The organism is Coleofasciculus sp. C1-SOL-03 (assembly GCF_040220555.1).
Classification (GTDB): Bacteria; Cyanobacteriota; Cyanobacteriia; order Cyanobacteriales; family Coleofasciculaceae; genus Coleofasciculus.
This window is the reverse complement of the sequence record NZ_JAVJUO010000107.1, coordinates 16,367-39,253: the sequence shown is the minus strand read 5'-3', so window position 1 is coordinate 39,253 and position 22,887 is coordinate 16,367. Positions and strand designations below refer to the sequence as shown.

At 45.8% G+C, this 22,887-nt stretch carries 22 protein-coding genes; 11 read left to right on the top strand and 11 right to left on the bottom strand.

All coding sequences use genetic code 11. The features are described 5' to 3' along the window. Positions 1–363 precede the first annotated feature (363 nt). The 4 genes from RIE73_RS17495 (at position 364) to RIE73_RS17480 (ending at position 3,927) form a co-directional block, all read left to right on the top strand. Complete coding sequence (locus RIE73_RS17495; RefSeq protein WP_446402393.1) at positions 364–792, top strand: pentapeptide repeat-containing protein; 429 nt, start codon at positions 364–366, stop codon at positions 790–792. A 214-nt stretch (positions 793–1,006) separates the two neighbouring features. After that, positions 1,007–2,110, top strand: a complete 1,104-nt coding sequence (locus tag RIE73_RS17490; protein ID WP_446402392.1) for a transporter substrate-binding domain-containing protein — start codon at positions 1,007–1,009, stop codon at positions 2,108–2,110. A 431-nt stretch (positions 2,111–2,541) separates the two neighbouring features. Then, positions 2,542–3,363: a tetratricopeptide repeat protein gene (locus RIE73_RS17485; RefSeq protein ID WP_446402391.1), complete on the top strand. Its 822-nt coding sequence runs from the start codon at positions 2,542–2,544 to the stop codon at positions 3,361–3,363. 75 nt (positions 3,364–3,438) lie between these two features. After that, positions 3,439–3,927, top strand: coding sequence for a hypothetical protein (locus RIE73_RS17480; RefSeq protein WP_446402390.1), 489 nt, complete (start codon positions 3,439–3,441; stop codon positions 3,925–3,927). A 122-nt stretch (positions 3,928–4,049) separates the two neighbouring features. Here RIE73_RS17480 and RIE73_RS17475 read toward each other — a convergent pair whose 3' ends face one another. From RIE73_RS17475 to RIE73_RS17460, 4 genes are all read right to left on the bottom strand, one after another. Beyond that, entirely contained in the window at positions 4,050–4,532 is a 483-nt protein-coding gene (locus RIE73_RS17475; protein WP_446402417.1) for a DUF3368 domain-containing protein, read from the bottom strand. A 5-nt stretch (positions 4,533–4,537) separates the two neighbouring features. Continuing rightward, complete coding sequence (locus tag RIE73_RS17470; protein ID WP_446402389.1) at positions 4,538–4,774, bottom strand: hypothetical protein; 237 nt, start codon at positions 4,772–4,774, stop codon at positions 4,538–4,540. Between the two features lie 176 nt (positions 4,775–4,950). After that, a complete protein-coding gene (locus tag RIE73_RS17465) occupies positions 4,951–7,329 on the bottom strand; it encodes a VIT domain-containing protein (RefSeq protein WP_446402388.1) in 2,379 nt (792 codons plus the stop codon). A gap of 327 nt (positions 7,330–7,656) precedes the next feature. Continuing rightward, positions 7,657–8,028, bottom strand: coding sequence for a Uma2 family endonuclease (locus RIE73_RS17460; RefSeq protein ID WP_446402387.1), 372 nt, complete (start codon positions 8,026–8,028; stop codon positions 7,657–7,659). 162 nt (positions 8,029–8,190) lie between these two features. Between RIE73_RS17460 and map the strand changes: the two genes are divergently transcribed. The 6 genes from map to RIE73_RS17430 all read left to right on the top strand — a co-directional run bounded on the left by map (position 8,191) and on the right by RIE73_RS17430 (position 17,027). After that, a complete protein-coding gene (gene map, locus RIE73_RS17455) occupies positions 8,191–9,018 on the top strand; it encodes a type I methionyl aminopeptidase (RefSeq protein ID WP_446402386.1) in 828 nt (275 codons plus the stop codon). 208 nt (positions 9,019–9,226) lie between these two features. Continuing rightward, positions 9,227–9,988, top strand: coding sequence for a MinD/ParA family ATP-binding protein (locus RIE73_RS17450; RefSeq protein ID WP_446402385.1), 762 nt, complete (start codon positions 9,227–9,229; stop codon positions 9,986–9,988). 163 nt (positions 9,989–10,151) lie between these two features. After that, entirely contained in the window at positions 10,152–11,282 is a 1,131-nt protein-coding gene (locus RIE73_RS17445; RefSeq protein ID WP_446402384.1) for a tRNA (guanine-N1)-methyltransferase, read from the top strand. Between the two features lie 255 nt (positions 11,283–11,537). After that, a complete protein-coding gene (locus tag RIE73_RS17440) occupies positions 11,538–12,275 on the top strand; it encodes a peptidylprolyl isomerase (protein WP_446402383.1) in 738 nt (245 codons plus the stop codon). Between the two features lie 56 nt (positions 12,276–12,331). Next, on the top strand, positions 12,332–15,382 hold the full coding sequence (locus RIE73_RS17435) for a peptidase domain-containing ABC transporter (RefSeq protein WP_446402382.1): 3,051 nt from the start codon (positions 12,332–12,334) through the stop codon (positions 15,380–15,382). A 103-nt stretch (positions 15,383–15,485) separates the two neighbouring features. Then, positions 15,486–17,027, top strand: a complete 1,542-nt coding sequence (locus RIE73_RS17430; RefSeq protein ID WP_446402381.1) for an HlyD family efflux transporter periplasmic adaptor subunit — start codon at positions 15,486–15,488, stop codon at positions 17,025–17,027. 162 nt (positions 17,028–17,189) lie between these two features. On the opposite strand, the gene RIE73_RS17425 is transcribed toward RIE73_RS17430, so the two are convergent. Then, positions 17,190–17,462, bottom strand: a complete 273-nt coding sequence (locus tag RIE73_RS17425) for a hypothetical protein (RefSeq protein WP_446402380.1) — start codon at positions 17,460–17,462, stop codon at positions 17,190–17,192. A 238-nt stretch (positions 17,463–17,700) separates the two neighbouring features. Here RIE73_RS17425 and RIE73_RS17420 point away from each other — a divergent pair, with 238 nt between their 5' ends. Further along, positions 17,701–19,527 carry a right-handed parallel beta-helix repeat-containing protein gene (locus RIE73_RS17420; protein ID WP_446402379.1) on the top strand — a complete coding sequence of 609 codons (1,827 nt, stop codon included), beginning with the start codon at positions 17,701–17,703 and terminating at the stop codon, positions 19,525–19,527. Positions 19,528–19,572: 45 nt separating this feature from the next. Here the strand turns inward: RIE73_RS17420 and RIE73_RS17415 are convergent, their stop codons facing one another. The 6 genes from RIE73_RS17415 to RIE73_RS17390 form a co-directional block, all read right to left on the bottom strand. After that, positions 19,573–19,746: a hypothetical protein gene (locus RIE73_RS17415; RefSeq protein ID WP_446402378.1), complete on the bottom strand. Its 174-nt coding sequence runs from the start codon at positions 19,744–19,746 to the stop codon at positions 19,573–19,575. Then, positions 19,737–19,979 (bottom strand): element excision factor XisH family protein, encoded by a 243-nt coding sequence (locus RIE73_RS17410; RefSeq protein ID WP_446402377.1) that lies wholly within the window; start codon positions 19,977–19,979, stop codon positions 19,737–19,739. Before RIE73_RS17410 ends, RIE73_RS17415 begins: the two co-directional genes overlap by 10 nt. A 225-nt stretch (positions 19,980–20,204) precedes the next feature. Further along, positions 20,205–20,750 carry an EF-hand domain-containing protein gene (locus tag RIE73_RS17405; RefSeq protein WP_446402376.1) on the bottom strand — a complete coding sequence of 182 codons (546 nt, stop codon included), beginning with the start codon at positions 20,748–20,750 and terminating at the stop codon, positions 20,205–20,207. A 241-nt stretch (positions 20,751–20,991) separates the two neighbouring features. Beyond that, the gene (locus tag RIE73_RS17400; protein WP_446402375.1) at positions 20,992–21,435 is read right to left on the bottom strand and encodes a secondary thiamine-phosphate synthase enzyme YjbQ; all 444 of its coding nucleotides are present in this window, start codon (positions 21,433–21,435) and stop codon (positions 20,992–20,994) included. Positions 21,436–21,470: 35 nt separating this feature from the next. After that, the gene (locus RIE73_RS17395; RefSeq protein WP_446402374.1) at positions 21,471–22,070 is read right to left on the bottom strand and encodes an alpha/beta fold hydrolase; all 600 of its coding nucleotides are present in this window, start codon (positions 22,068–22,070) and stop codon (positions 21,471–21,473) included. Positions 22,071–22,135: 65 nt separating this feature from the next. Further along, a complete protein-coding gene (locus RIE73_RS17390; protein ID WP_446402373.1) occupies positions 22,136–22,795 on the bottom strand; it encodes a nitroreductase family protein in 660 nt (219 codons plus the stop codon). Between the last annotated feature and the right edge of the window lie 92 nt (positions 22,796–22,887).

Sequence of the window (22,887 nt, the reverse complement as noted above, 5' to 3'; positions counted from 1 at the left end):
CAAATGTAGTTTGAAGTTAATTAAGAGGAATTAATTTAACTATGACCGAAAAGTTTTCGCACTCTTCCAAAGGAGGAAGCCACCTCTGCGGGGATTAGGTTTTCGGTCAAAAACGCTTCCTACGTAAAATCGGCTAACCCTTGCCTGGTAGACCAAAATCGAGTTTTGTGCTTAAGTTGGGTTGACTTATCCTTAAAATTTCATTAATTAAAAATCCCGCGTCTTCAGCCACCCAATTCCCCCAGATTCAAAATATTCAGCAATTTTACTGAAGCCATTTGCGACAGATGGCTGATGAAATATATCCCTAGGGATGAATAACAATTAAAGACAAGCCTGTATAACAAAATCATGGAAAAGCCGATGAAGATTAATCTAAGTGGAAAAGACCTCAGTGGTAAGGATCTAACGGCGGCTAACCTGCGGGGAGCTATCCTGGAAAGGACAGACCTGAGTGGTGCTGACTTAAGTGAAGCAGACCTACAGGGCGCTAATCTGAATGGTGCTGACCTCAGTTTAGCCAACCTCAGCTACGCCAAGTTGACCCGCGCTCAACTCAGGAGGGCTGAATTGCTAGCGGCTGATTTAATCGGTGCTGATCTCAGGGGTGCAGATTTGAGACATGCAGACCTTAAGGGTGCCGATTTAACCGATGCTGATTTAAGAGGTACTGATTTGAGGGGAGTCAAATTGAGCCGAGTTAACCTCAGAGGTGCGGACTTGAGAGGGGCAAAGTTGAGTAAAGTCTATCTAATGGATGCTAATGTAATCGGGATAAAGCTGGTAAGCTAACGGCACGGGTGAACAATAGGTTTTAGATTTTAGTGACTTCATAATGCTAAAATCTAAAATTCGTTGAATGGCATGTTTATGGTCATACCGTTCGTTCGTCGTGAATCTTAAAACCGTTGGTTACTGGGTTTTGAGTTGTCTCACAGCGCTAGTTGTTTGGCTAGTGTTTTCTTGTCTTAGCACGAGTCAACTACATCCATCAGCAACGATGAGGATGGTGCTAGCCAACGGGGATCAGGGCGCGGTTGTGTCTTTGACAAACTCCCCAACAGAGCGATCGCCCAATCCTAACGACACATCCTCATCCTCAAGCTTACGAGTGATTACTAAGGTGTTTGAGCCATTCGTGATTGAAGAAAATGGCAACTACAGGGGATTTAGTATCGAACTGTGGGACAAGCTTGCCGAACAAATGGGGGTAAGCTACCAATTGCAGGGCGTAGATACCATTGGTCAACTCTTAGCGGAAATAGAACAAGGGACGGCTGATGTGGCGATCGCAGGGGTGACGATTACCTCTGAACGGGAAGAAGTGATCGATTTTTCCCACCCCTATTTTGAATCGGGGTTGCAAATTATGGTCTCTGCTCAAAACCGTAGCCTTTTGGGTACTTTTGTGCAAGGGATTTTGAGAATTCTGTTGACGCCAGCCCTTTATTATGCAATAGGATTTTTTGTCCTCTGTTTATTGATCGCGGCTCATGTTATTTGGTTCGTGGAACGCCAGCATAACGAGGAGTTTCCCCAATCTTACCTACCCGGTATCTGGGAAGCCTTCTGGTGGGCGGCGGTAACTGTGACAACCGTGGGTTATGGGGATAAAACCCCAAAAAAGGCATTAGGACGGTTATTTGCTTTATTTTGGATGTGTGCAGGCTATTTCATCTTTGCCTACTTCACCGCCAGCATTACCACCAGCTTCACATTACAAGGATTGCGCGGCGCGATCGCAACGCCTGCGGATTTACATCATGTGCGAGTAGCGACAGTGGAGAAAAGTGCGGCTCAAGAGTATCTACAGGATCATCGAGTAGCATCCATTTTGTTTAACACCTTGCCAGAGGCTTATCAAGCCCTAGAGGATGAACGAGTGGATGCTGTGGTTTATGATGCACCTGCCCTACAGAATTATGCTGCCTCGGCAGGGCAAGGCAAGGTTAAGTTGATTGAGCCGACATTTCAACAACAAAATTATGGGATTGCGCTACCGGAAGGGAGCCTCTGGCGGGAAGCCATCAATTTGGCATTATTGCAGTTGATGGAAGATGGGACATACCAAGAGTTGTACCAAAAGTGGTTTGGCATGTCCACACAGTAGTATAAATGCTGAACTTCAATGGGTTCTTGTTATTGCAGATTACGGCAAGTGATAAAATATACGGATTAAGAACGGCGAACTCACCAGTATTGCAATCTCTAAAACAGCGATTGTCCACCAGCGGATTTCTTGATAACTCATTCGCATTTTCTCAATTCAATTTACCCAATGCCCCTCCGGGGAATAGTCTTAAGCTAATCAGTTTGTTGAGAAAGACTATCAATTTATTTGGGTATGTTCCTTTTTACAGAGGCGACGACTGGTTTCAGTGCTGTGTGTGTGAAGACTGTGTGAGAAATCCGTAAAAATAGAGTGAACGGGAGTGGGAGTGTGGGTGCTATGGGTGTAGAGACGTGCCATGGCACGTCTGGAAGCTGAGAAAGCCGATTGCTTGTACAGTGATCAATAGCCTCTGTGATTTGAACATTCTCATGAAACGTTGGATTGTCAGTTTATTCGGTACAGTGCTAGTGCTGGTATGCTCTGGATGGTGGATAACGCCATCAGTGATGGCACAAGCCCAAATCCCTGATTTAACCCAGGCTCAGATTGAGCAGCTTAATGAATTGCGGCAAAAAGCGTTTACGGCGACACAACTGGGTGAGTTTGCCACGGCTGAAACGTATTGGACACAACTGATTGAACTATTGCCCAATAATCCCGTAGGCTGGAGTAATCGGGGCAATGTCAGAGTCAGTCAGCATAAATTAGACGAAGCGATCGCAGATTTTAATCAATCGATTCAGTTAGCGCCCGACGCCCCTGATCCCTATTTGAACCGGGGGACAGCTTATGAAGGAAAAGGAGAATGGCAAAAGGCGATCGCCGATTATCGGCAGGTATTGCAGATTAACCCCGATGACGCGATGGCGTACAATAACCTGGGAAACGCTAACGCCGGAAAGGGAGAATGGGAAGTCGCGATCGCGAATTACCAGAAAGCCATTGATTTATCCCCGGATTTTGCCTTTGCCCGGGCAAACCACGCCCTCGCCCTTTATCAAATTGGCAAGAAGAAAGAAGCAATCCTGGAATTCCGCAAACTAATCCGCAAATATCCCCAATTTCCCGATGTCCGCGCCGCACTCACCGCCGCCTTATGGGTGAATGGGAATCAGGGAGAAGCCGAGAGTAACTGGGTGGCTGCTATTGGGTTAGATCAGCGCTATAAAGACATCGATTGGGTGGAAAATATCCGCCGTTGGCCCCCCGCGATGGTGATGGCGTTGGATAAATTTTTACAGTTGGAATAATACTCAATTTGCTTTAGAATTGTCGATCATCATACTGCCATCAATGCTTCTGCCAATACAACTGGATATGGGTTTTTGAATCAAATTGAGTCAGGAGGATTGTATGCACCGTCTGTAATTGAGGGCTGGGTCTTAGACTATGAAAATAAGCACGGAGTTCAGATGGATTCGGTGATAATTGAGGAATTACATCGCTTCGTTGAATCTCAAGTTGCTAATTTTATTCAAAAATTTGATTACTACTTTGCAAATGCGGCTGATATTACACAGTCATTACTAGAGGCACTAAAACGCTGGCAGAGATTAGTGGAACCGTGGGATATTTACCTAAAAACTATCCTGGCTTTGGAACAGCTTAAGCCAATCCAGACAAGCTACAGTAAACAGCCACTTCCCTACCAGCGCGACATGATCGCTCAATCCCTACGTCAAATTCGTCAGTACGGAGGCTCAATGCTAGTCGCTTCGACTGGACTAGGTAAAACGGTCATGGGAACATTAATTGCGATGCAGATTAAGCAATGCTGCTATTCGTGTTTGGTGTCAGCAAAAAGGCTTCGCTGAAGAAGAGGTAATTCGTGAGTGTACTCTGTATCTCAAACCGGAAAGTGCTGGCGATGAGATCAAAGACTGGCTCACAGCGCAACAGATGTGAGTTAGTATATATATCTGATCTTGGTTAAGTATCAGCTAGCAAAAACATCATTGAAAATTTTGCGCTTGACCCGAAACTTAACTTCTACTAACTTTTGATATAGATCATCTAAATTATCTATAGTTATTTTACCTTCATCTCTTAGTTTTTTAATGACAGCAAGCGTTCCTTTAATATTCAATCCCAACCTCATAGCTTCTCTGCGAGCAACCAAGTCATCCAAGATTGTATAATCGGCTTGGAGTTGAATGCTAAGAGCAATCGCGTCTGACTCTCCTTTGCCTAAACGTTTATTTAAACTCGTTGCTAGAGACAGTAAGGTTACTTCTCGCACTTCTATCTGTCCGGAATCAATAAGGCTAGCGATATCAGCTCTCGGCTGATCTTGTTTAGCTTCTATTTCATCAGCTACAGATTTAGGCAGATAAAAATTGTCTGGATATTCAGCCAATTTATCTAAAACCTCTAGACGAGCCAGAAAAATTAAGGGTGAGGAGTTAAAAACAATGTTCACACCAGTCACCAATTCCTCTCTATAGAGATATCATCATCTGACAAATAGGAAAATTCAATACCCATTAATTCAAAAAGTTGCAAAATCATTTCGGGTTCCATTTCCATGACTTCGGCTGCTTTCTGAAGACTGATGACTTTAGTCAGTAAAGCACCGATAATAAAGATAAAATTCTCTTTTTGATTGACCGTTTGAAAAAGTTGAAGTTCAGCTGCAATCGTTTCAGTGATTGTTCGATTCATAAGGGATTGTGTTTATCAAAGGGACAAGGTACTGATCTGACTTTTCACAGGAAGTATACAAACTATTGTATAGACCAAACATGGACGGTCTGGGCGGGTTTAGTTACATCTGGGTGCAACCGAAAAGATAGTCGTGAAACCCGCCCCTACAGTTGGCTGTTTGATTCGGCTAAATCCTACGACTGAATTCGTAGCCTTAACACCACAGTGCTATTAACCGATTGAGAAGGACGCCACTTGATCAAACTTCGCTTAATTAACTCAATCACGTTTGCTGTTTTCAAGGTTGAAGCCTCCTCATCTAACATAATCCGCCCCACACGCCCTTTGCTTAGCGTAAACTCGAAGACGATTTCACCACTCAAATTAGCGGGTAAATTTATTTGTTGCAAATATTGGGTCAATGAAAGGGTGTCACTTTGCTGCAATCCAGTGATGCTAACTACTTCTAAGTGGATATTATTGGCGGCTGGAGACGAAGGCTTTTGACCTAACTTTTTCCGAACGGGATCGATACCTTTACTGGCCATTGCTTTGAATGAAGATGTCGGTACATCTAGGTTTTTCTCCTCATCTGCTTTCATCGAAGACATACCACCACATTCCTGGAATACTCCACCAGCGTAAATAGAAAGACTGTCATCACCTGGCGCACTGGCGGAATAGGCTTGTCGTCTTGAATGAAGTGATATTGAACGAGGTGCTGCTTTACCAAAAACACCTCGATAACTAACATCTTCTGCCATTTCCACAGGAACATTCATGGAAACGGATTGGCTTCCCGGTTCTACCCGCACATCATCACTAACGGCAACAAATGCGGTATATTGACACAATAACTGATAGGTTAATGCCGTATCGCTTACTGCCTCAACTCCCGATTTAGTTTCATAAGTCACCCTTTGATTCATCAAGTCTTTAATCCGCGCCCGTCCCCATAATTGAGCAATGGCTGGATTTCCGGTTTCACTAAAATTGAGGTGAAATGTTTTTTGATAGCGTTCCCCCCTGGCGGTAGTCCCATTAATCTGTAAATCACCCGCCATGCGATCGCGCTTTCGTCCAAATAGCACTAAGGGTTGTTGGGCAAATAAATCGGGGGCGATTGCGGGATAAATTTCCGGGGTTTCTCCGCTTCCATTCCAGTTGAGTTCAATGGTGGTTAACACGGGATTATTAATTGAGCGGAAAAACTTTTCAACGACTTTTTCCGTCGGTTCATCATGACGAATAATCCGGCAAATTCCGCGTCCAACTTCAGCAATACGATTCAGTAAAAACCGATTAACTGAACTTCCCGCCCCAAAACTATATAACCGATTTCCGGGTTGAAGTTCCTGCTGGACTTCAGCTAAAATACGACTCTCATTGCCAATATATCCATCACTGAGTAAAACGACACTCCGTAACCGCCCTTCTGGTGCAGGAACATTAATCGCCGCCCGAATTCCACTGAGCATTTCTGTCCTACCACTGGCGTGTAATTGATTAATATAATTGATGGCTAATTCCCGATTTTCCGGTGTATTAGCCAGAGGGGTTTGGGAGAGATGGCGAACGGTATTAGAAAAGTCAAGAATCGTGAATGTATCGTCAGGATTTAACCCATTAATAAAGCGCCGCATCAGTTCTTGACATTTGTGCAACGGTGCGCCTTTTTGGGAACCAGAGGTGTCCATGAGAAATACCACATCTTTGGGAAAAATTTCATCGGGACGATAGTCTAAAGCGGGGATAAAATAAAGGGCAAAATGTCCGCCGCGTTGATCAGCTTGGGTTAAGACGGTGGCTTGGGTATTGTCTCCGGCGACTTGATATCTGAGGATTAAGTCTTTATTGGGAATCGTATCATCACCGCCCAGTTGCACCCGGACAATTTCTCCCTGAGTTTCTATCTGCAACTGATGAGAAGGGGAATGGACATTTTGAATCGGTACACCTGCATCAATTTCTACTGTAACGCCGATATCGTGTGCCGATCGCAGTCCTTCGGGTACGATGGGGGGTGTAATGCGGGAGGCGTCGGGGACTTCATCGGTATCGTCACTCTCATCAATGGTTGTACCGGGGATATATCGAGGTCCCACGACCATGGGGAATAGGAATTCATAGTCCCCTTGTTCAAAGTTTAAGCTATCGGTGTAGCGAATCGTGACATCAATTTGTTCACCGGGTTTGATATTAGCCAGGGATTGAGTAAAGATATTAGCGCGTTCTTGTTCCAGTAATCCGGCGGTGCGCCCTTCTTGTTTGGCTTGGTCGTATATTTGTTGGGCTTCTTCACGTTTTTTAATGATTCCTTTAATTGTGCGATCGCCGATTTTAATTTCCATGTCATCCACGGCGGCTTCATCGGGTAAGGGGAAGACATAGACGGCTTCTAAGGGTTGGGTAAAGGGGTTCTCAAATCGCTGAGTCACCTCAACTCGTGACAGGTTTCCGGCAATTTTCGCCTCAACCTCGGTATGCTTGAGGGGGAAAACCAGGGATTTGCCGTCGGGAGATTGACAGTATAAGCCGTTGTATTTAGGGGGGGTAGATTGAACGGTTGCCATGGTTATCTGTCCTTTTTTATAAGTTTTGGGATTGAGAGGAGTTCTGTTCCCTGAAATGTTAAAATCAGTATGTCATGGGTTTATGGTAGCTTAGTTTTCGCTGTGCTGCACTATAGGGATGGATGGACGCGATCGCGTCAACGCGACTCCCACTTCAACTGCCATCCACAGGAGAACTTTGGTTCTTCTAGACTGAGTAGGATGAAATAATAGTACAAAATGGGAATGGGGAACACCTCGACCCTTCGACCATTGCCCATTGCCTATTCCCTATTCCCGAAATGTTTGATCTGTTTCATCATAATTACTCTCGAAGATCCAGAATTTTTAACAACTAACCGATTGAAATATTTGTTCAGCGGTTAACTGTAAGTTAGGAAAAGCAACTGATTGGAGGCAGTCATCCCCTCGAAATTGACTAACTTGGTATTCTCCCTCGACTAAAACATAAATAGAAACCGTTGGTTGTTTCGGATTACCAATAAATTTACGACCGCCCAGACCCAAATAATCGACGATCCAGTATTCAGGAATTCCTATTCCTTCGTACTCCCCATATTTTTTGTAGTAATCATCCCGCCAATTACTGCTAACCACTTGTTCAATAATGACTCCATCATGCAGTTCATAGCGTTTATTTGCTGGCTTCCATTGGATAAATTCAGCGAAAGTTATTGATTTTTGTAAGAATTGAACCATGATTATCACCACAATTGGAAATGAGGACACCAACGGAGTCGCAACGGTTTTGCTGGGAAGGGACAGCTTTTGGATTGCTAACACAGACTCGGAGTTAGCCTAATCAATGATAAGATAAAACTTTGTCGTTGGTTCTAATCCATTCTCGCTTTCATTATTTACATGAATATTCTCAGTAACTTGCTTTCCAAACCTGCCCAGCCCTCTCGCCCGAAAAAACAACGTCGGGGCATCGAAATTAAATCTGGGTCTGAACTTACCATTATGCGGCAGGCGTCTAAAATAGTCGCCACCGTTCTCAAAGAAATTGCCGAACAGGTTCAACCGGGAATGACGACGGCGGATTTGGATGCTTATGCCGAAAAACGCATCCGCGAAATGGGAGCAACGCCCAGTTTTAAAGGATACCACGGCTTCCCGGCTTCCATCTGTTCCTGTCTCAATAACGAAGTGGTTCATGGAATTCCCAATCGGAAAAAGGTAATTCGGGCAGGGGATTTGCTGAAAGTTGACACCGGGGCTTACTATGAAGGCTTCCATGGCGACTCCTGTATCACCATCGCTGTGGGTAATGTTAAACCCAACGCCGCCAAGTTACTAGAAGTCGCAGAAGCCGCGCTATATAAAGGAATCGAACAAGTGAAAGCCGGGAACTATCTACTTGACATTGCGGGGGCGATTGAAGACCATGTGAACGCCAATGATTTTTGTGTGGTGGAAGATTTCACCGGTCATGGCGTGGGACGCAATCTACATGAAGAACCCTCTGTATTTCACTTCCGCACCCGGCAAATGCCCAATGTCAAGTTACGGGAAGGGATGACCCTAGCGATTGAACCGATTATCAATGCAGGTTCCAAGTTTACCCGTATCTTATCAGACCGTTGGACAGCCGTAACCGTGGATAATGCCCTATCTGCTCAGTTTGAGCATACTGTATTGGTGACCGCCGATGGATACGAAATTTTAACTGACCGGACTAAAGTGTGAATCAGTCGAGTTAAGATAAATGTCACTAACATAAACTGGGTTCGTAGTTGCGCTTTAGCGCCATCAGCGCTTGCATCACCTACGACAACCCCGTAAGAAAGACTTCAACCTTGAACATTAGTCAGTCACCTAAAGCTGACTTAAACTTTACTGCGGAAATTTATTTCCCAACTCCACTCAAAACAAATCGACATCCTAGAGGTATAAAATGTCGGAAATTGTGTCGATTCACTCCTTCCGGGGTGGCACAGGCAAATCTAACACCACGGCTAATCTAGCCGCAACTGTGGCGAAAGCTGGGTATCGAGTCGGTATTGTTGATACCGATATCCAGTCTCCAGGGATTCACGTTCTGTTCGGCTTCGATGAGAACAAGATGAAAAACGCCCTGAATGATTATTTATGGGGGCGTTGTCAAATCGAAGATGCGGCGTATGATGTCAGTTCTATCCTGGGAGAAAACCGCAAAATCAATAGTAAAATCTATCTGATTCCGTCCAGTATTCGCATGGGAGAGATTACCCGGATTTTGCGGGAAGGGTACGATGTGAATATGCTGATTGATGGGTTTGAGGACTTAATTCAAGCCTTAAAGCTAGACTATCTCTTTATTGATACTCACCCCGGTTTGAACGAAGAAACGCTATTATCTATTACCATCTCTGACATATTGTTAATTATTCTACGTCCAGACCGTCAGGACTTTCAAGGAACGGCTGTCACCGTTGATGTGGCGCGTAAGTTGCAAGTGCCTAAGCTATTGTTGATGGTGAATAAAGCCCATGAAGCCCTCGATTTTAAGGCATTAGAGCAAGATATGACAACAACCTATCAAGCTAAAGTGGCAGGGATTTTACCCTTATCGGAAGAGATGATTCAACTGGCTAGCGGTGATGTCTTTTGTATCCGCTTTCCCAATCATCCTTTAAGTCTCGAAGTTAAAAAAGTGGCACAGCAAATTATGACGTAATTCCCAGCGCTTCTCCTATTCTGGTGGGCAATGCCCACCCTACGGTATATAGCACTACGCATTGAGGTTAGGACAATAAAATTAGGTGAAAAGGCAATAGGGAATAGGCAATAGGCAACAGAGTAATGTCCTAACGTATGCCCGTAATGCTATAAGTAGAACAATGAACCGCAATTTGACCGAACAGACTGAAGGCAAAGCCACATTTAAAACTGGTAATGCATTCTATCGCCCTTCAACCCAAGTGGTGCGAGATTTAGGGGTTTTAGCGGCGGCAATTTATCAGTCTCAAGTCGGTGGCTTGCGAGTGATTGATGCCATGAGTGGCTGTGGGGTGCGTTCCCTACGCTATCGGTGGGAGAGTCAAGCGGATTGGATCTGGGTGAATGAGGCAAACCCAGAGCTTAAGCCGATTTTACAGCACAATTTAGCCGACGCGATCGCTAGCCATACAGCTACCCTGACCCATCTCGATGCCAATCAGGTCTTTTTTGAGTGCTATAACCGCCGAGATTACTACGATTTCATCGATGTGGATTGCTTTGGTTCCCCTACCCCCTATCTAGATACCAGCCTCTGGGCGCTGAAACTAGGGGGACTTCTCTATCTCACCAGTACCGATGGGCGTAAACTAACAGGTCATGCGTCAGAAAGCAGTTTGGGGATTTATGGGGCGTATCCCCGCAACCATCCCGCCGCCCAGGAACAAGGATTGCGATTGGTGATTGGCAAACTCCAGCAGCACGCCATCGCCAAGGGTTTGGGGATTGAGCCGATTTTCTCCCTGTTTACGGGTCAAACCTATCGCCTGATGGTGCGTTTGGTCAAAACCCAGGCGTTGACGCTGCAAAATTACGGATTTCTGGGTTATTGTCATCACTGTGGGAATTATCAAACTGTGTCCTGGCGTCAGTTAGGGCGTGTAGCTTGTCCTCATGACCAAAAATCCCTGACCCTGAGTGGTCCACTGTGGCTGGGACTGTTGCATAATCAATCTTGGTTAAGACAGATGCAGGGATTAGCTCAACAGTGGCACTGGTCAAAACGGGTACAACTCCTCAGCCTCATGGAAGCCGAAGCTGATTTCCCGCCCTACTTTTATACCTTGGCGGAAATTGGACGCCGAGGGCGTTTGGATATCCCCAAACGAGAGCATCTGATTCAGGCATTGCGCGATCGCGGGTATTTCGCCTGTGCGACTCATATTACACCGGGAGCGATTAAAACCAATGCTGATATTCACACTTGTATCGCTGTCGCCCTAAAGTTTGTACACTGTACTAAGAAATGTTAAGGAGCTTCCCAGCCTGAGGAAGGACGTCGCTTGCTTCTTTTCGGGAGCGAGTAGGACGAATGACCAATGACGAATTATTACCGTTGAACAAAAAAATTAACAAAATCCTCGCCCCAAGGAAAAATCTTAACTTTCATAAACTTTCAATTAATATTGGTGCTGGAGTATAACGCGGAGTTGAACCAAGATGTTATCTTGGAAATCACTGGGTCGATAAGCTATTGAAAACACTACCTTGAGAGGCTTCTCACCACGATGACTGCCATTTTAAAGGTTGGCGACCAAACCATCACGGCTGAAGAAGTAATTCCCCTGTTAGCCAAATATCAATTACTCCCTCAGTTATTGCGAGAAATCATTATTGATCAAGCCATTGCCACCATAGATTGTACCGACGATGAAAAAAATGCTGCCTGCGAACAGTTCTATGCTAAGAATCAACTCAGTACCGAACAAGAGCGTCAAGCGTGGCGCGATCGCCAAGACTTAAGCTTAGAACAAGTTGAAGAATTAGCGGTTCGGGGACTGAAGCTGGAAAAATTTAAACAGGCGACTTGGGGACATAAGATTGAATCCTATTTCCTCAAGCGCAAAGGACGGTTAGATCGGGTGATTTATTCCCTGATTCGGACAAAGGAGGCGGCGATTGCTCAAGAACTCTATTTTCGTATCCAAGAAGGAGAACAGTCATTTAATGAACTCGCCCGGGATTATTCCCAAGGACCAGAGGCGCAAACGGGCGGATTAGTCGGACCCGTGGAACTGAGTACACCCCACCCCACCTTGGCGCAAATGTTAACCGTTAGCCAACCCGGTCAACTTTTACCCCCTACCCGCTTGGGGGACTGGTTTATCGTCATTCGTCTAGAAAAATTTTTACCCGTACAACTAGATGATGCCATGCGTCAGCGACTCCTGGATGAAATGTTTACCACCTGGTTAAAAGAGCAACTGCAACAACAGATATCCTTAGGTACACCTGTTCAATCCTAAACCCTGTCAAGACGTAGCATGCTACGTCTCTACAATGCTATTCCCTGAGGCTGCCCATGACCTACACAAAGACAACGATTCAGGATTTTCTGGCAGATATCGTTCCCTTCAATCAACTTGACGCTTCGACCCTAACCAAGTTGGCGGAAAAAAGTCAACTGCTGCGCTATCGCATGGGTCAACCGATCCTGATGCGAGAAAAAATGCCCTCTCAGATCTCGATTCTCTATGAGGGAAAGGCGCGGCTTTTGAGTTACGAACAAACCACTCAAAAACCCGTCACCCTGGACTTGCTGAAACCGGGTGCAATTCTGGGTTGGGTGAGTCTAATGCGGGGTATCCCTTGTGAAACCGCGATCGCATCGACGGAATCGGTCTGCTTAACCATCCCCACGGGTCAGTTTTTATCGTTGATGGCACAGGAACCCACCGCTACCGCCGCGTTCCAAAACCAGTGCAGTGTCATCGAAGCCTTCGAGTTAATCGGCGCGGAGTTGGTGCGCCAAGCCAGTGGGATTATGAATCTCAAAGAACTGGCAAAAAACGCTTACCAAGATGCCGAGGTGCGTTACCTCTATCCCATGACTGACGCCACGGAACTCCTGACACCGGATCGGGTGTGGTTTGTCAGTGGCGGGAGTGTCGTCAAAGATTTTCCCGTGGGAAGTCGGCTGACGCCAGAGGCAATTTCTCAGGGATTGGACATCCAAGGATCTACCCCCGCCCGGATTGTCGGGTTTCGCGAATCGGATTTAGTCGGGGAAGGTGAAACTGAACCCCCTGTCACCCCAGTTACAGTGGTTGGTGAACAAACCCCCCTCACCACCGACGATGACCCCTGGCTGGATGATACCGATGGCAACGATAGTATCCCCTATGCCCCCGATAAACCGCCAGAAGCCACCGAGGACGTCGATCAAACCCCTGACCAACGTCGCAAATATCCCCATGTCCGAGGGAAAGGACTCCTCGATGGTACCCTCGCCTGTTTCCAAATGCTGAGTAAGCATTTAGAAATGCCCTTTCGCCGGGATGTGATTCGTCGGGTACTTAATGAACAGATGCAGCGAACTGGGGGACTGTCGTTGCCCCTGTGTGGGGCGGTGGCGGATTTAATCGGCTTACATGCCCAATTGGTAAATGTACCGCCCCAATCGATTAGTCGCCTACAAACCCCCGCCCTGGTTCCTTGGTATGAAGGCTTTGCCGTTCTCTATGAAGCCAAGCCACGGGAATTGCTGCTGGGCGTGCCAGAACTGGGGATTGTCCGCCGCAAACCTGCTGATTTACTGGATAGTTTACCGAAAACCGAAGACGGACAGTCACCGGAAGCGATTCCAGTGTTACTGGTACAACGGACGAAACATACGCCGAAGCAACGGTTTGGTTTGCAGTGGTTTCTGCCGTCGCTGGTACGCTATCGCCGCGTCTTAATTTTGGTGTTTATCGCCTCGTTTTTTGTGCAGCTATTTGGACTGGCGAATCCGTTGATGATTCAGGTGATCATCGATAAGGTAATTGTGCAGAACAGTATTGATACGCTGCATGTGCTGGGGTTGTTTCTGGTGATCATTGCCGTTTTTGAGGCACTATTAACCAGTTTCCGGACGTATTTATTTGTGGATACGACGAACCGGATTGACATGCATCTGGGGTCGGAGATTATTGACCACTTAGTCCGCTTACCGCTGCGCTATTTTGAACGGCGTCCAGTGGGGGAACTGGCGAGTCGAATTAATGAGTTGGAAAATATCCGGCAGTTTCTCACGGGAACGGCATTGACGGTGGTGTTAGATGCGGTGTTTTCCGTGTTGTACATCGTGGTCATGTTTATTTATAGCTGGGTGCTAACCATTGTCTCCTTGGCGATTATTCCCCTGTTTGTGTTGTTAACCGTCATTGTTTCACCGATTGTCCGTCGCCAACTGCGAACTAAAGCCGAACGGAACGCCCAGACTCAATCCTATTTAGTCGAAGTCATGTCTGGGATTCAAACCGTCAAAGCGCAAAACATCGAGTTGCGATCGCGCTGGCAATGGCAAGAACGCTATGCCCGGTATGTATCAGCCGGGTTCAAGACGGTGCTAACCTCTACAACGGCGGGTTCGACGAGTAATTTCTTGAATAAACTCTCGGCGTTGTTGGTGCTGTGGGTGGGGGCTTATTTGGTGTTAGATGGGCAATTAACCCTAGGGCAATTAATCGCCTTCCGAATTATTTCCGGCTATGTTACCAGTCCCTTACTCCGATTAGCCCAACTGTGGCAGAATTTCCAAGAAACGGCGCTATCCTTGGAACGGTTAAGTGATATTGTGGATAGCCCTCAAGAAGCGGATGAGGCAGATCGCTTAAATATTCCTATGCCTGCGATTAAAGGGGAGGTGGAATATGAAAATCTTTCCTTCCGTTTTGGCACCAGTGGTCCGTGGCAATTAACCAATATTAACCTGCATTTTCCGGCTGGCGTATTTGTCGGGATCGTCGGTCAAAGCGGTTCGGGTAAGAGTACGTTAATGAAACTATTACCCCGCCTCTATGATGTCGATTCCGGCAGAATTCTGATTGACAACTACGATATCTCCAAAGTTGAACTCTATTCCTTGCGCCGTCAGGTCGGGATTGTACCCCAAGATAGTCTGCTGTTTGATGGTACAGTACAAGATAATATTGCCCTGACCAATCCCGAGGCTAGCGCTGAGGAAATCATCGAAGCCGCCAAAGTCGCTGCCGCCCATGACTTTATCATGGGGTTGTCCAGTGGTTACAATACAAGAGTCGGGGAACGGGGATCAGCCCTATCTGGGGGACAACGCCAGCGGATTGCCATTGCCCGCACGGTACTACAAAATCCGCGACTCTTAATTCTCGACGAAGCCACTAGCGCCCTCGACTATGACACTGAACGGCAAGTTTGTTTAAATTTAATTGAAGCTTTCAAAGGACGCACCGTCTTTTTCATTACCCACCGTTTAAGTACCATTCGCAACAGCGATGTCATTTTAATGATGGATAAAGGGTCAGTCGTTGAACAAGGAACTCATGACGAACTGATGGCACTGCAAGGGCGCTACTACTGCCTCTATCAACAGCAAGACGCTCAACTTTGATGGTCATTCATCATGCTTATGTTGGTAGCCAGTAAGCAAATAACGAATGACAACTGACAACTGACAACTGACGAATGACGAAGGACGAAGGACTAATTATATCATGAATCAACGCAACGGATCATCCAGCCAACCCCTTGCCACGCGATCGCCCGCCCAGTCGGTGAAAACTGCAACCAAAGCCGGAACCACTCGGCGGACAACGCATCCCCCGGAATTTGATCAACCCGTTATCCTGCAACAATCTCCCCTGTGGCCCCGCATGATTGTGGTAGCGATTATTGGGGTAACAACCCTCAGCGTCGGGTGGGCGTGTTTGGCGAAAATTGAAGAAGCCATTCCCGCCCAAGGCAAACTCGAACCCAAAGCCGCCGTCAAAGAAGTCCAAGCCCCTCAAGGTGGGGTGGTTAAATCGGTGGAGATTGAAGAAGGCGATCGCGTCGAAAAAGGCGATACTCTACTCACCTTTGACCAAACAGCGGCTCAAGCTCAATTTAAATCCCTCCAGCAAATTCGTGCTGCTTTAATCCAAGAAAATCAATTTTATCAGGCTCAGATGGCGGGCAAAGCCACTACCATTGATCCGGAAAATCTACCGGAAAAACTCCCTCCCCAAATTGCCTCACTCACCAAAAATCGGGCAGCGTTAGTCGCAGAAAATAGGTTCTATCAAGCCCAACTCACCGGAAATCCCACGGGTCTAAGCTTGGCACAACGGCAACGCTTACAGGCAAGCCAAAACGAGTATAACACTCGTGTCGCGGCAGCCGATTTAGAAGTCGAACAACTCAACCGCCAACTGACTCAAACCCAAATCCAACTTGCCGATGCTGTACAAGTATTAGAGTTTAACCGACAAATTACTGAGCGCCTAGAGAAGCTATGGCGAGAAGGCGCATTTGGGGAACTCCAGTATCTGCGTCAGAAACAAGACACCGACAGCAGCGCCGCTGAAGTAGCCCGTCTCCAGAAAGAACAGGAACGGTTAGAGAAAGCGATTCAGCAAGCCCAGGAACGCAAACAAAACACCATGGCGTTATCGGAAGAAGAACTGCGAACGCAAATTGCCCAAAACGAACAACGGATTGCCGAAATTGACAGCCAACTCACCAAAATTATTGTTGAAAACCAAAAACGTCTCCAAGAAATCGAGAGTCAACTCAGCCAAATCCAGGTAACGTTAACCAATCAGGAATTACAGGCACCTGAAGGCGGCATAGTATTTGACCTGCAAGCTAGTCCTGAATTTGTGGCAAACACCAGTGAGCCTGTGGTGAAAATTGTCCCAAATGACACACTTATCGCTAAAGTTTATATCACCAACCAGGACATTGGTTTTGTCAACGAAGGAATGCCCGTGGATGTCCGAGTTGATTCGTTTCCCTATAGCGAATTTGGCGATGTCAAAGGCGAGTTAGTCCAGATTGGGTCGGATGCTTTACCGCCTAATGAGGTTTACCCGTTCTATCGTTTCCCAGCCGAAATTCGCATGAACCGACAAACTATATCTGTCAACGGCAAAGAGGTTCCATTACAATCGGGGATGTCAATCAGCGCCAATATTAAAGTCCGCAAGCGTCCTGTAATTAGTATTTTCAGTGACCTATTTATGCGGAAAATTGACAGTCTTAAAACGGTACGGTAGTTGTTTTTCAGGGTGGGTTTGATGATTAACTGATGTTGCCACGCAGACCCGTATAGGCGAACAACAGCAACAGGTTTTCTGACTGCCAATACCCTGTAGAGACGTTGCATGCAACGTCTCTATAATCTGTACAGAATAGGGTTATGTATACAGGATTGGGTATCATGGGTTTGACTCTTTGCTTTGTTGTAGGTGGGTTAACATTCGAGATTCTCCAATCCATTCATCAAAGTCAAAACTATGAGCTAATTCATCATTATTAGATTGGGCGATAAACTCCTCTGTCGATAATTGATATTTGGTTTCAAATGCTTGAAGACGTTCTTGTGTTTTTTTGATTCCTGCATTAATACTCTGTAATCTTTCAGACAAAGCACTTTGAATAATTTGTCTGAGGGAATCGGGATCGTTTGACCTAAGTTTGAGTTCAGCCATCCTATTTTGTTTAGATTTTGAATGGACTTGTTTAATTGTATCGTAGTGCGATCGCGGATTTTGTCGCGGACTTTCCTTCATAAAGCTTTAACCGGAAGTATTCAAAGAGCGATCCCCAGCGCTACTATGAAAGGCAGAGCCTCCCTAAAAGCATTCCCTTCTCAAGCCTGGAAACAAGGCGACGAGGCTACGGAGAGCTTCCCTGTTCCCTGTTCCCTGTTCCCTGTTCCCTTGACCAATGAGTTACTGCATTAACCTTACCTGTCAGTCTCCCCAAAACCAGAATGGGGCTAAGGTTTGTCAAAGCTGTGGGGCAAAATTACGACTAGGCGATCGCTATACACCTATTCGCCAAATTGGTCAAGGGGGGTTTGGTCGAACCTTCTTGGCAGTGGATGAATATAAACCCTCGAAACCCCATTGTGTGATTAAACAGGTGTTTCCTCACATTCACGGTAGTCAAAACCAACAAAAAGTAGCAGAACTCTTTGAACAAGAAGCCATGCGCCTGGATGAATTAGGCAAACATCCCCAAATTCCAGAACTATTGGCGCATTTTGAAACAGAGGGGTGTCACTATTTAGTCCAAGAGTTTATTCAGGGAAAAACCTTAGCCGAAAAACTGGCTCAATACGGTCGCTTTAGTGAGTCTCAAATTATTGACCTGTTACAGGATTTACTACCCCTCTTACAATTTATCCACAATCAACAGGTGATTCACCGAGATATTAAACCCGACAATATTATTCAACGTCTTCCTTGTGCATCATCTCAACTCACTCAAATTCCTACCACGGTTGCTGCGCCTAAATTGGTACTGGTGGATTTTGGTGCCTCTAAGTTTTCCCCTAGAACTGCTCTTTCTGTAACCGGAACCGTAATTGGCAGTGCTGGATATACCGCCCCGGAACAAGCCGCCGGAAAAGCCGTATTTGCCAGCGATATCTATAGTTTGGGTGTCACTTGTATTCACCTGTTAACCCAAACCGATCCCTTTGATTTGTATTCCTTCGATGACGGCGTTTGGATATGGCGTGACCTGCTGAAAACTCCGATTAGCGAACGGTTAGGGTGTATTTTAGATAAAATGCTGCACGGTGCGACCAAGCAGCGTTATCAATCGGCGACAGAGGTTCTCCATGACTTAGAGATGGTGACGAATCCATCGTCTTTATCCCTGTCTAAAACCCCATCCTTACTCCCGGTTAAAACTGAAATTGTTGTCGCTAAACTGGGTGAGGCGAATTATCGACGTATCCGGGATGCGATTAAACAGGCGGAACCCCAAACGCGCATTGTCGTGCGTCCCGGTTTCTATCAGGAAAGTTTAATCCTTGATCAGGACGTGGAGATTGTTGGACAGGGACAGCCCGAGGATATTATTATCGAAAGTCGATACCAACCTTGCCTGCAAATTCAGACCGAACAAGCCGTGATTCGGGGATTAACCCTGCGCCATCAAGATTGGTTTAATGTACAACAGGCAAATGGAATGGGGCGTTTAATTGGTGAACCATTGCTGAAGCCCTATGCCATTGATATACCGCAAGGGCAATGCAGTCTAGAAGACTGTACAATTATATCCAATGGGATTGCCTGTATCTATATTCACGGCGCGATCGCGAATCCGCAAATCCGCCATTGTCAGATCCAAGGCGGGGCAATGTATGGGATTTTAGTGAGTCAGAATGGTCAGGGATTAATCGAACACTGTACCCTATTTGAGCATCAAACAGGCGTTTACCTTCTCAAAGGCAGTCATCCTACACTACAGCACTGTAAAATTCAGAGAATGCAGCAGGATGGAGTATTTATTGGTTCTGATTGTCAAGTAACCTTAGCCGCCTGCAATATTGGTGGAAATGGAGGAATCGGCGTCACGATAAAAAAAGGGGGTAATGCCAAGATTTGGCAATGTCAGATTAATCGGAATCAGGGACAAGGAATTTATGTCGAATCAAATGGTGCCGGTCCAATTGAAGCGTGTGATTTGAGTGGAAATCGGGGTGGGGCGTGGTATATTGCGCCCCAATGTTCAGTCAATCGGAGTGGGAATAGGGAGTAGTAGAAGGGGTCTGATTGATTCTCCAGGTTTCAACTTGGACGCGGTTTAGTCGGGTTGCTTTTTACTCAAACCAACTTTTTGACAATGAGTAAGGAGTGGATTAATTCGCGATTGCGTCACCTGTACCAAAATCCGTAAACTGACGCTTTGCCGCGCTGCACGCTCAGCCCGTTCTGAGAGAAGATGTTGGATATACTGGCGATATTGCTCTACAGCCATTGAACAATGACCTCCTGTTTCACATCGTAAATCACCAATTGTATTTGATACCGCTCAACTGCCGCTGTAATGAAGCGTCGCTGGAAAAAACTTTCATAAACTGGCACTCGCACCGCCAGATAAAGTTGGCGATCGGGTTCAATCCTTGCCAGTGCATCTCGATAGTTGAGGAATAAACTGTGACCTTGGTATTTGCACGGGATCTGGAACGCACCATCTATCTGTAGCTCCAAAGTATGGCAATATTATCAATCTTATTCAACCAAGATAACGGTGTGTTACGCTAGCGCTAACGCACCCTAATGACTGTACGATTATATCCAACCCCGACTCCGCACTTCAAGTTGAAGTGTGGAGTCTGGACTCGAAAATTTTTGTTCAGCTCCTCTGTTCCCAGACGTGCCATGGCACGTATCTACACTGCTCCCTCGCCTAATAAAGCCCCCTGCACCTCTACATCAATACGGTCCAAACATTTCGTTAGCGGGCGCTTCTGGATTATCACTGTAGAAAAACTCACGAATGAGTTGCAGGACTTCCTCTTTCGTTAAAAAACCATCCTGATTAGTATCTAATTTAGGAAAGACTCGTGGCGCATAAACAGGCGAAACATTGTAAACACTTAAAAGCCCCGCCCACTCCGATTGGCTGATTTTACCATCGCCATCTTTATCAAATACCTCGAAAACCAGTTCCATAAAAAAATGGATATTGTGCATATATTTCTCCTCATCATTTAAAATAATCGAATAATAGGCTAACCATTCTTCTAAGCTCACTTTTTTATTGTGAGTTATATCGGCATCTCGCTTCAACTCTTCCCAGGTACGATTACAGTTATTCAGCAAAATCTGATACCGAGGAGAACGTGAACCCCAGTGCCTTAAAGCGGCTAACTTTTTTATAATATTTTCAAAATCGTGATAAGCTAAAGCCCCATCAAATTTAGCATCGTGCATACTGAAAAGTTTCGTCAGTTTGCGCTTTTGTAGTTCAGTCAGCATAGGTTTTCCTTCTGAGAGTAGAGACACGACAGGTCGCGTCTCTACAATACCATTTCCCCACGTCAAAACAATGCCCTCGAACCAAGGGAAGCGTCAACCCTCAACACTCTCATATCATGTCCGGTGGAATACTTACACTATCGGTTGAGACAAGGCAGAGGGCAGAAAGATCCAGGGCTCCAAGGGAAGGAGGAAGGTTGCAAGGTACAAGGGAATAATGACTGTTTGGACGGACATGATATCATCCCTTCTCCCCAGCAATTTGCACGAACAGCGTCCGTTTTCGCGGACCATCTAAATCGAAAAATAAGACCGATTGCCAGGTTCCTAGTGCCAACTTGCCATCAACAATCGGAATCACCTCACTGGTACTCAGGGTCATTGCCATCAGGTGCGAATGAGCATTCATTGGCTCATCGTCTGGCACATCTCTCAGGTGTAAATCATTATGTAAATAGCGGTCGGATTCTGGGGCTAATTTTCTCAGATAAACCTTAATATCCTCTAACAATCGTTGTTCATTTTCATTGATTGCTAAGGCTGTAGTTGTGTGGCGGGAAAAGATAAGGATTTGCCCATTGTAAATAGAGGTTGTTGCCAAAAAATTTTCAATGTCAGGCGTCACATTACGAATGCTAATTCCTGGCTCGGTTTCAATATCGAGTAATTTATTGACAATGAGCATTGATTTACAGAGAATAATTAAACACTAATTATTTTTTAACCATTAAAACGAATAAACTCAAGCAAATGTTCGTGAAACTCATCTGTTTTATTCATGTAACATGCATGACCCGCATCGGCTAAAATAACTTTTTGACCATTGGGCATGGCTTGCAGTAATTTATCAGCTTCTGCGATGGGTACAATTTGATCATCACTTCCCCAAATCGCTAGGATAGGGAGTTCTATTCCTTGTAATTGGGAACTCAATTGAGAAATCCCCACAGGTGCAACAGCGACCAATCCGTTTAAGAGTTCTGGATACTTGGCAATAAATGGCAGGCTATACTTGCCACTCATGGAAGGAGAGACGATAATCGGATTTTGCAGGTTTAATTTCTCAATAAATTCTCGTAAAAACGCTTCAGGGGAGTCAGCTATTTCCTGCGATTGACCATAACCGGGCAAATCAATCGCCACCGCCCGATACCCCTTTTCTGCCAAGAATTTTAAACTGCCAATGTCTTGCCAGGTCTGGGAACTAAAACTGGCACCATGCAAAAATAAGACTGAAGAAGATGTCGGATTTCCGGCGTCTCGATAATGAATGGTTGCCCCTTGAATCGGAAGTGATTGAGACTGAATTGTTATATCCATTGTTGCTGTCTTATCGTCTACTCTTTACCTGAAAACAAGTATTTAACCGCACCGACTATAACCACTTAGGATTCGCCAAAACTTTCTTGATAAAACACCTGATCTACATCAAAGCGTCCGCCGTATTGTTTAAACGGTTCAGCCGCATATCCCATCGCCAACAAACAGCAAACATCCACATCTGCCGGAATATTAAACGCTTCCTTCACTTGTGCGCTAGCAAATCCTTCCATGGGACAGGTATCGACACCAAAGCTTTTTGCCACAATCATTAAATGCGCCACAGCTAACATCGTATGGCGATTTGTCCAAGCTTCTAGGGAGTCAAAGCAGGGTTTATTTTCAAATAACTGCGGAATCGCCGATCGCAGTGTATCAGCATAGGCGTCATTCATTGCACCTGCGGCTTGTCCCAATTGAATCACAGACTCAATATACTCCTTCTGGTTGATGCGGCGATCGCCACAACAAATTAATACCACGGGGGCTTCCCCAACCTGACGTTGATTAAAAGCGCAGGCTTTGAGTTTTTCCCGATTCGCCGCTTCCCGCACCACTACAAACCGCCAGGGTTGCAGGTTATAACCGGAGGGCGATCGCACGCCTAAGCGAAAGATTTCTGCTAGAATAGCCTCCGGAATCGCATCTGGGCGAAAGGAACGCGCCGCACGACGCTGTTCAATAGCCGCTTGTACATTTAAGGTTGGTTGCAAATCGCTGGTCATTCGATTGCTCAAATAACGACAAATTAAAATAAGGTGGTTGTTTAAACCACCTCATCCTACCACAATGGGTAATATTCAACCCCATTTACTTC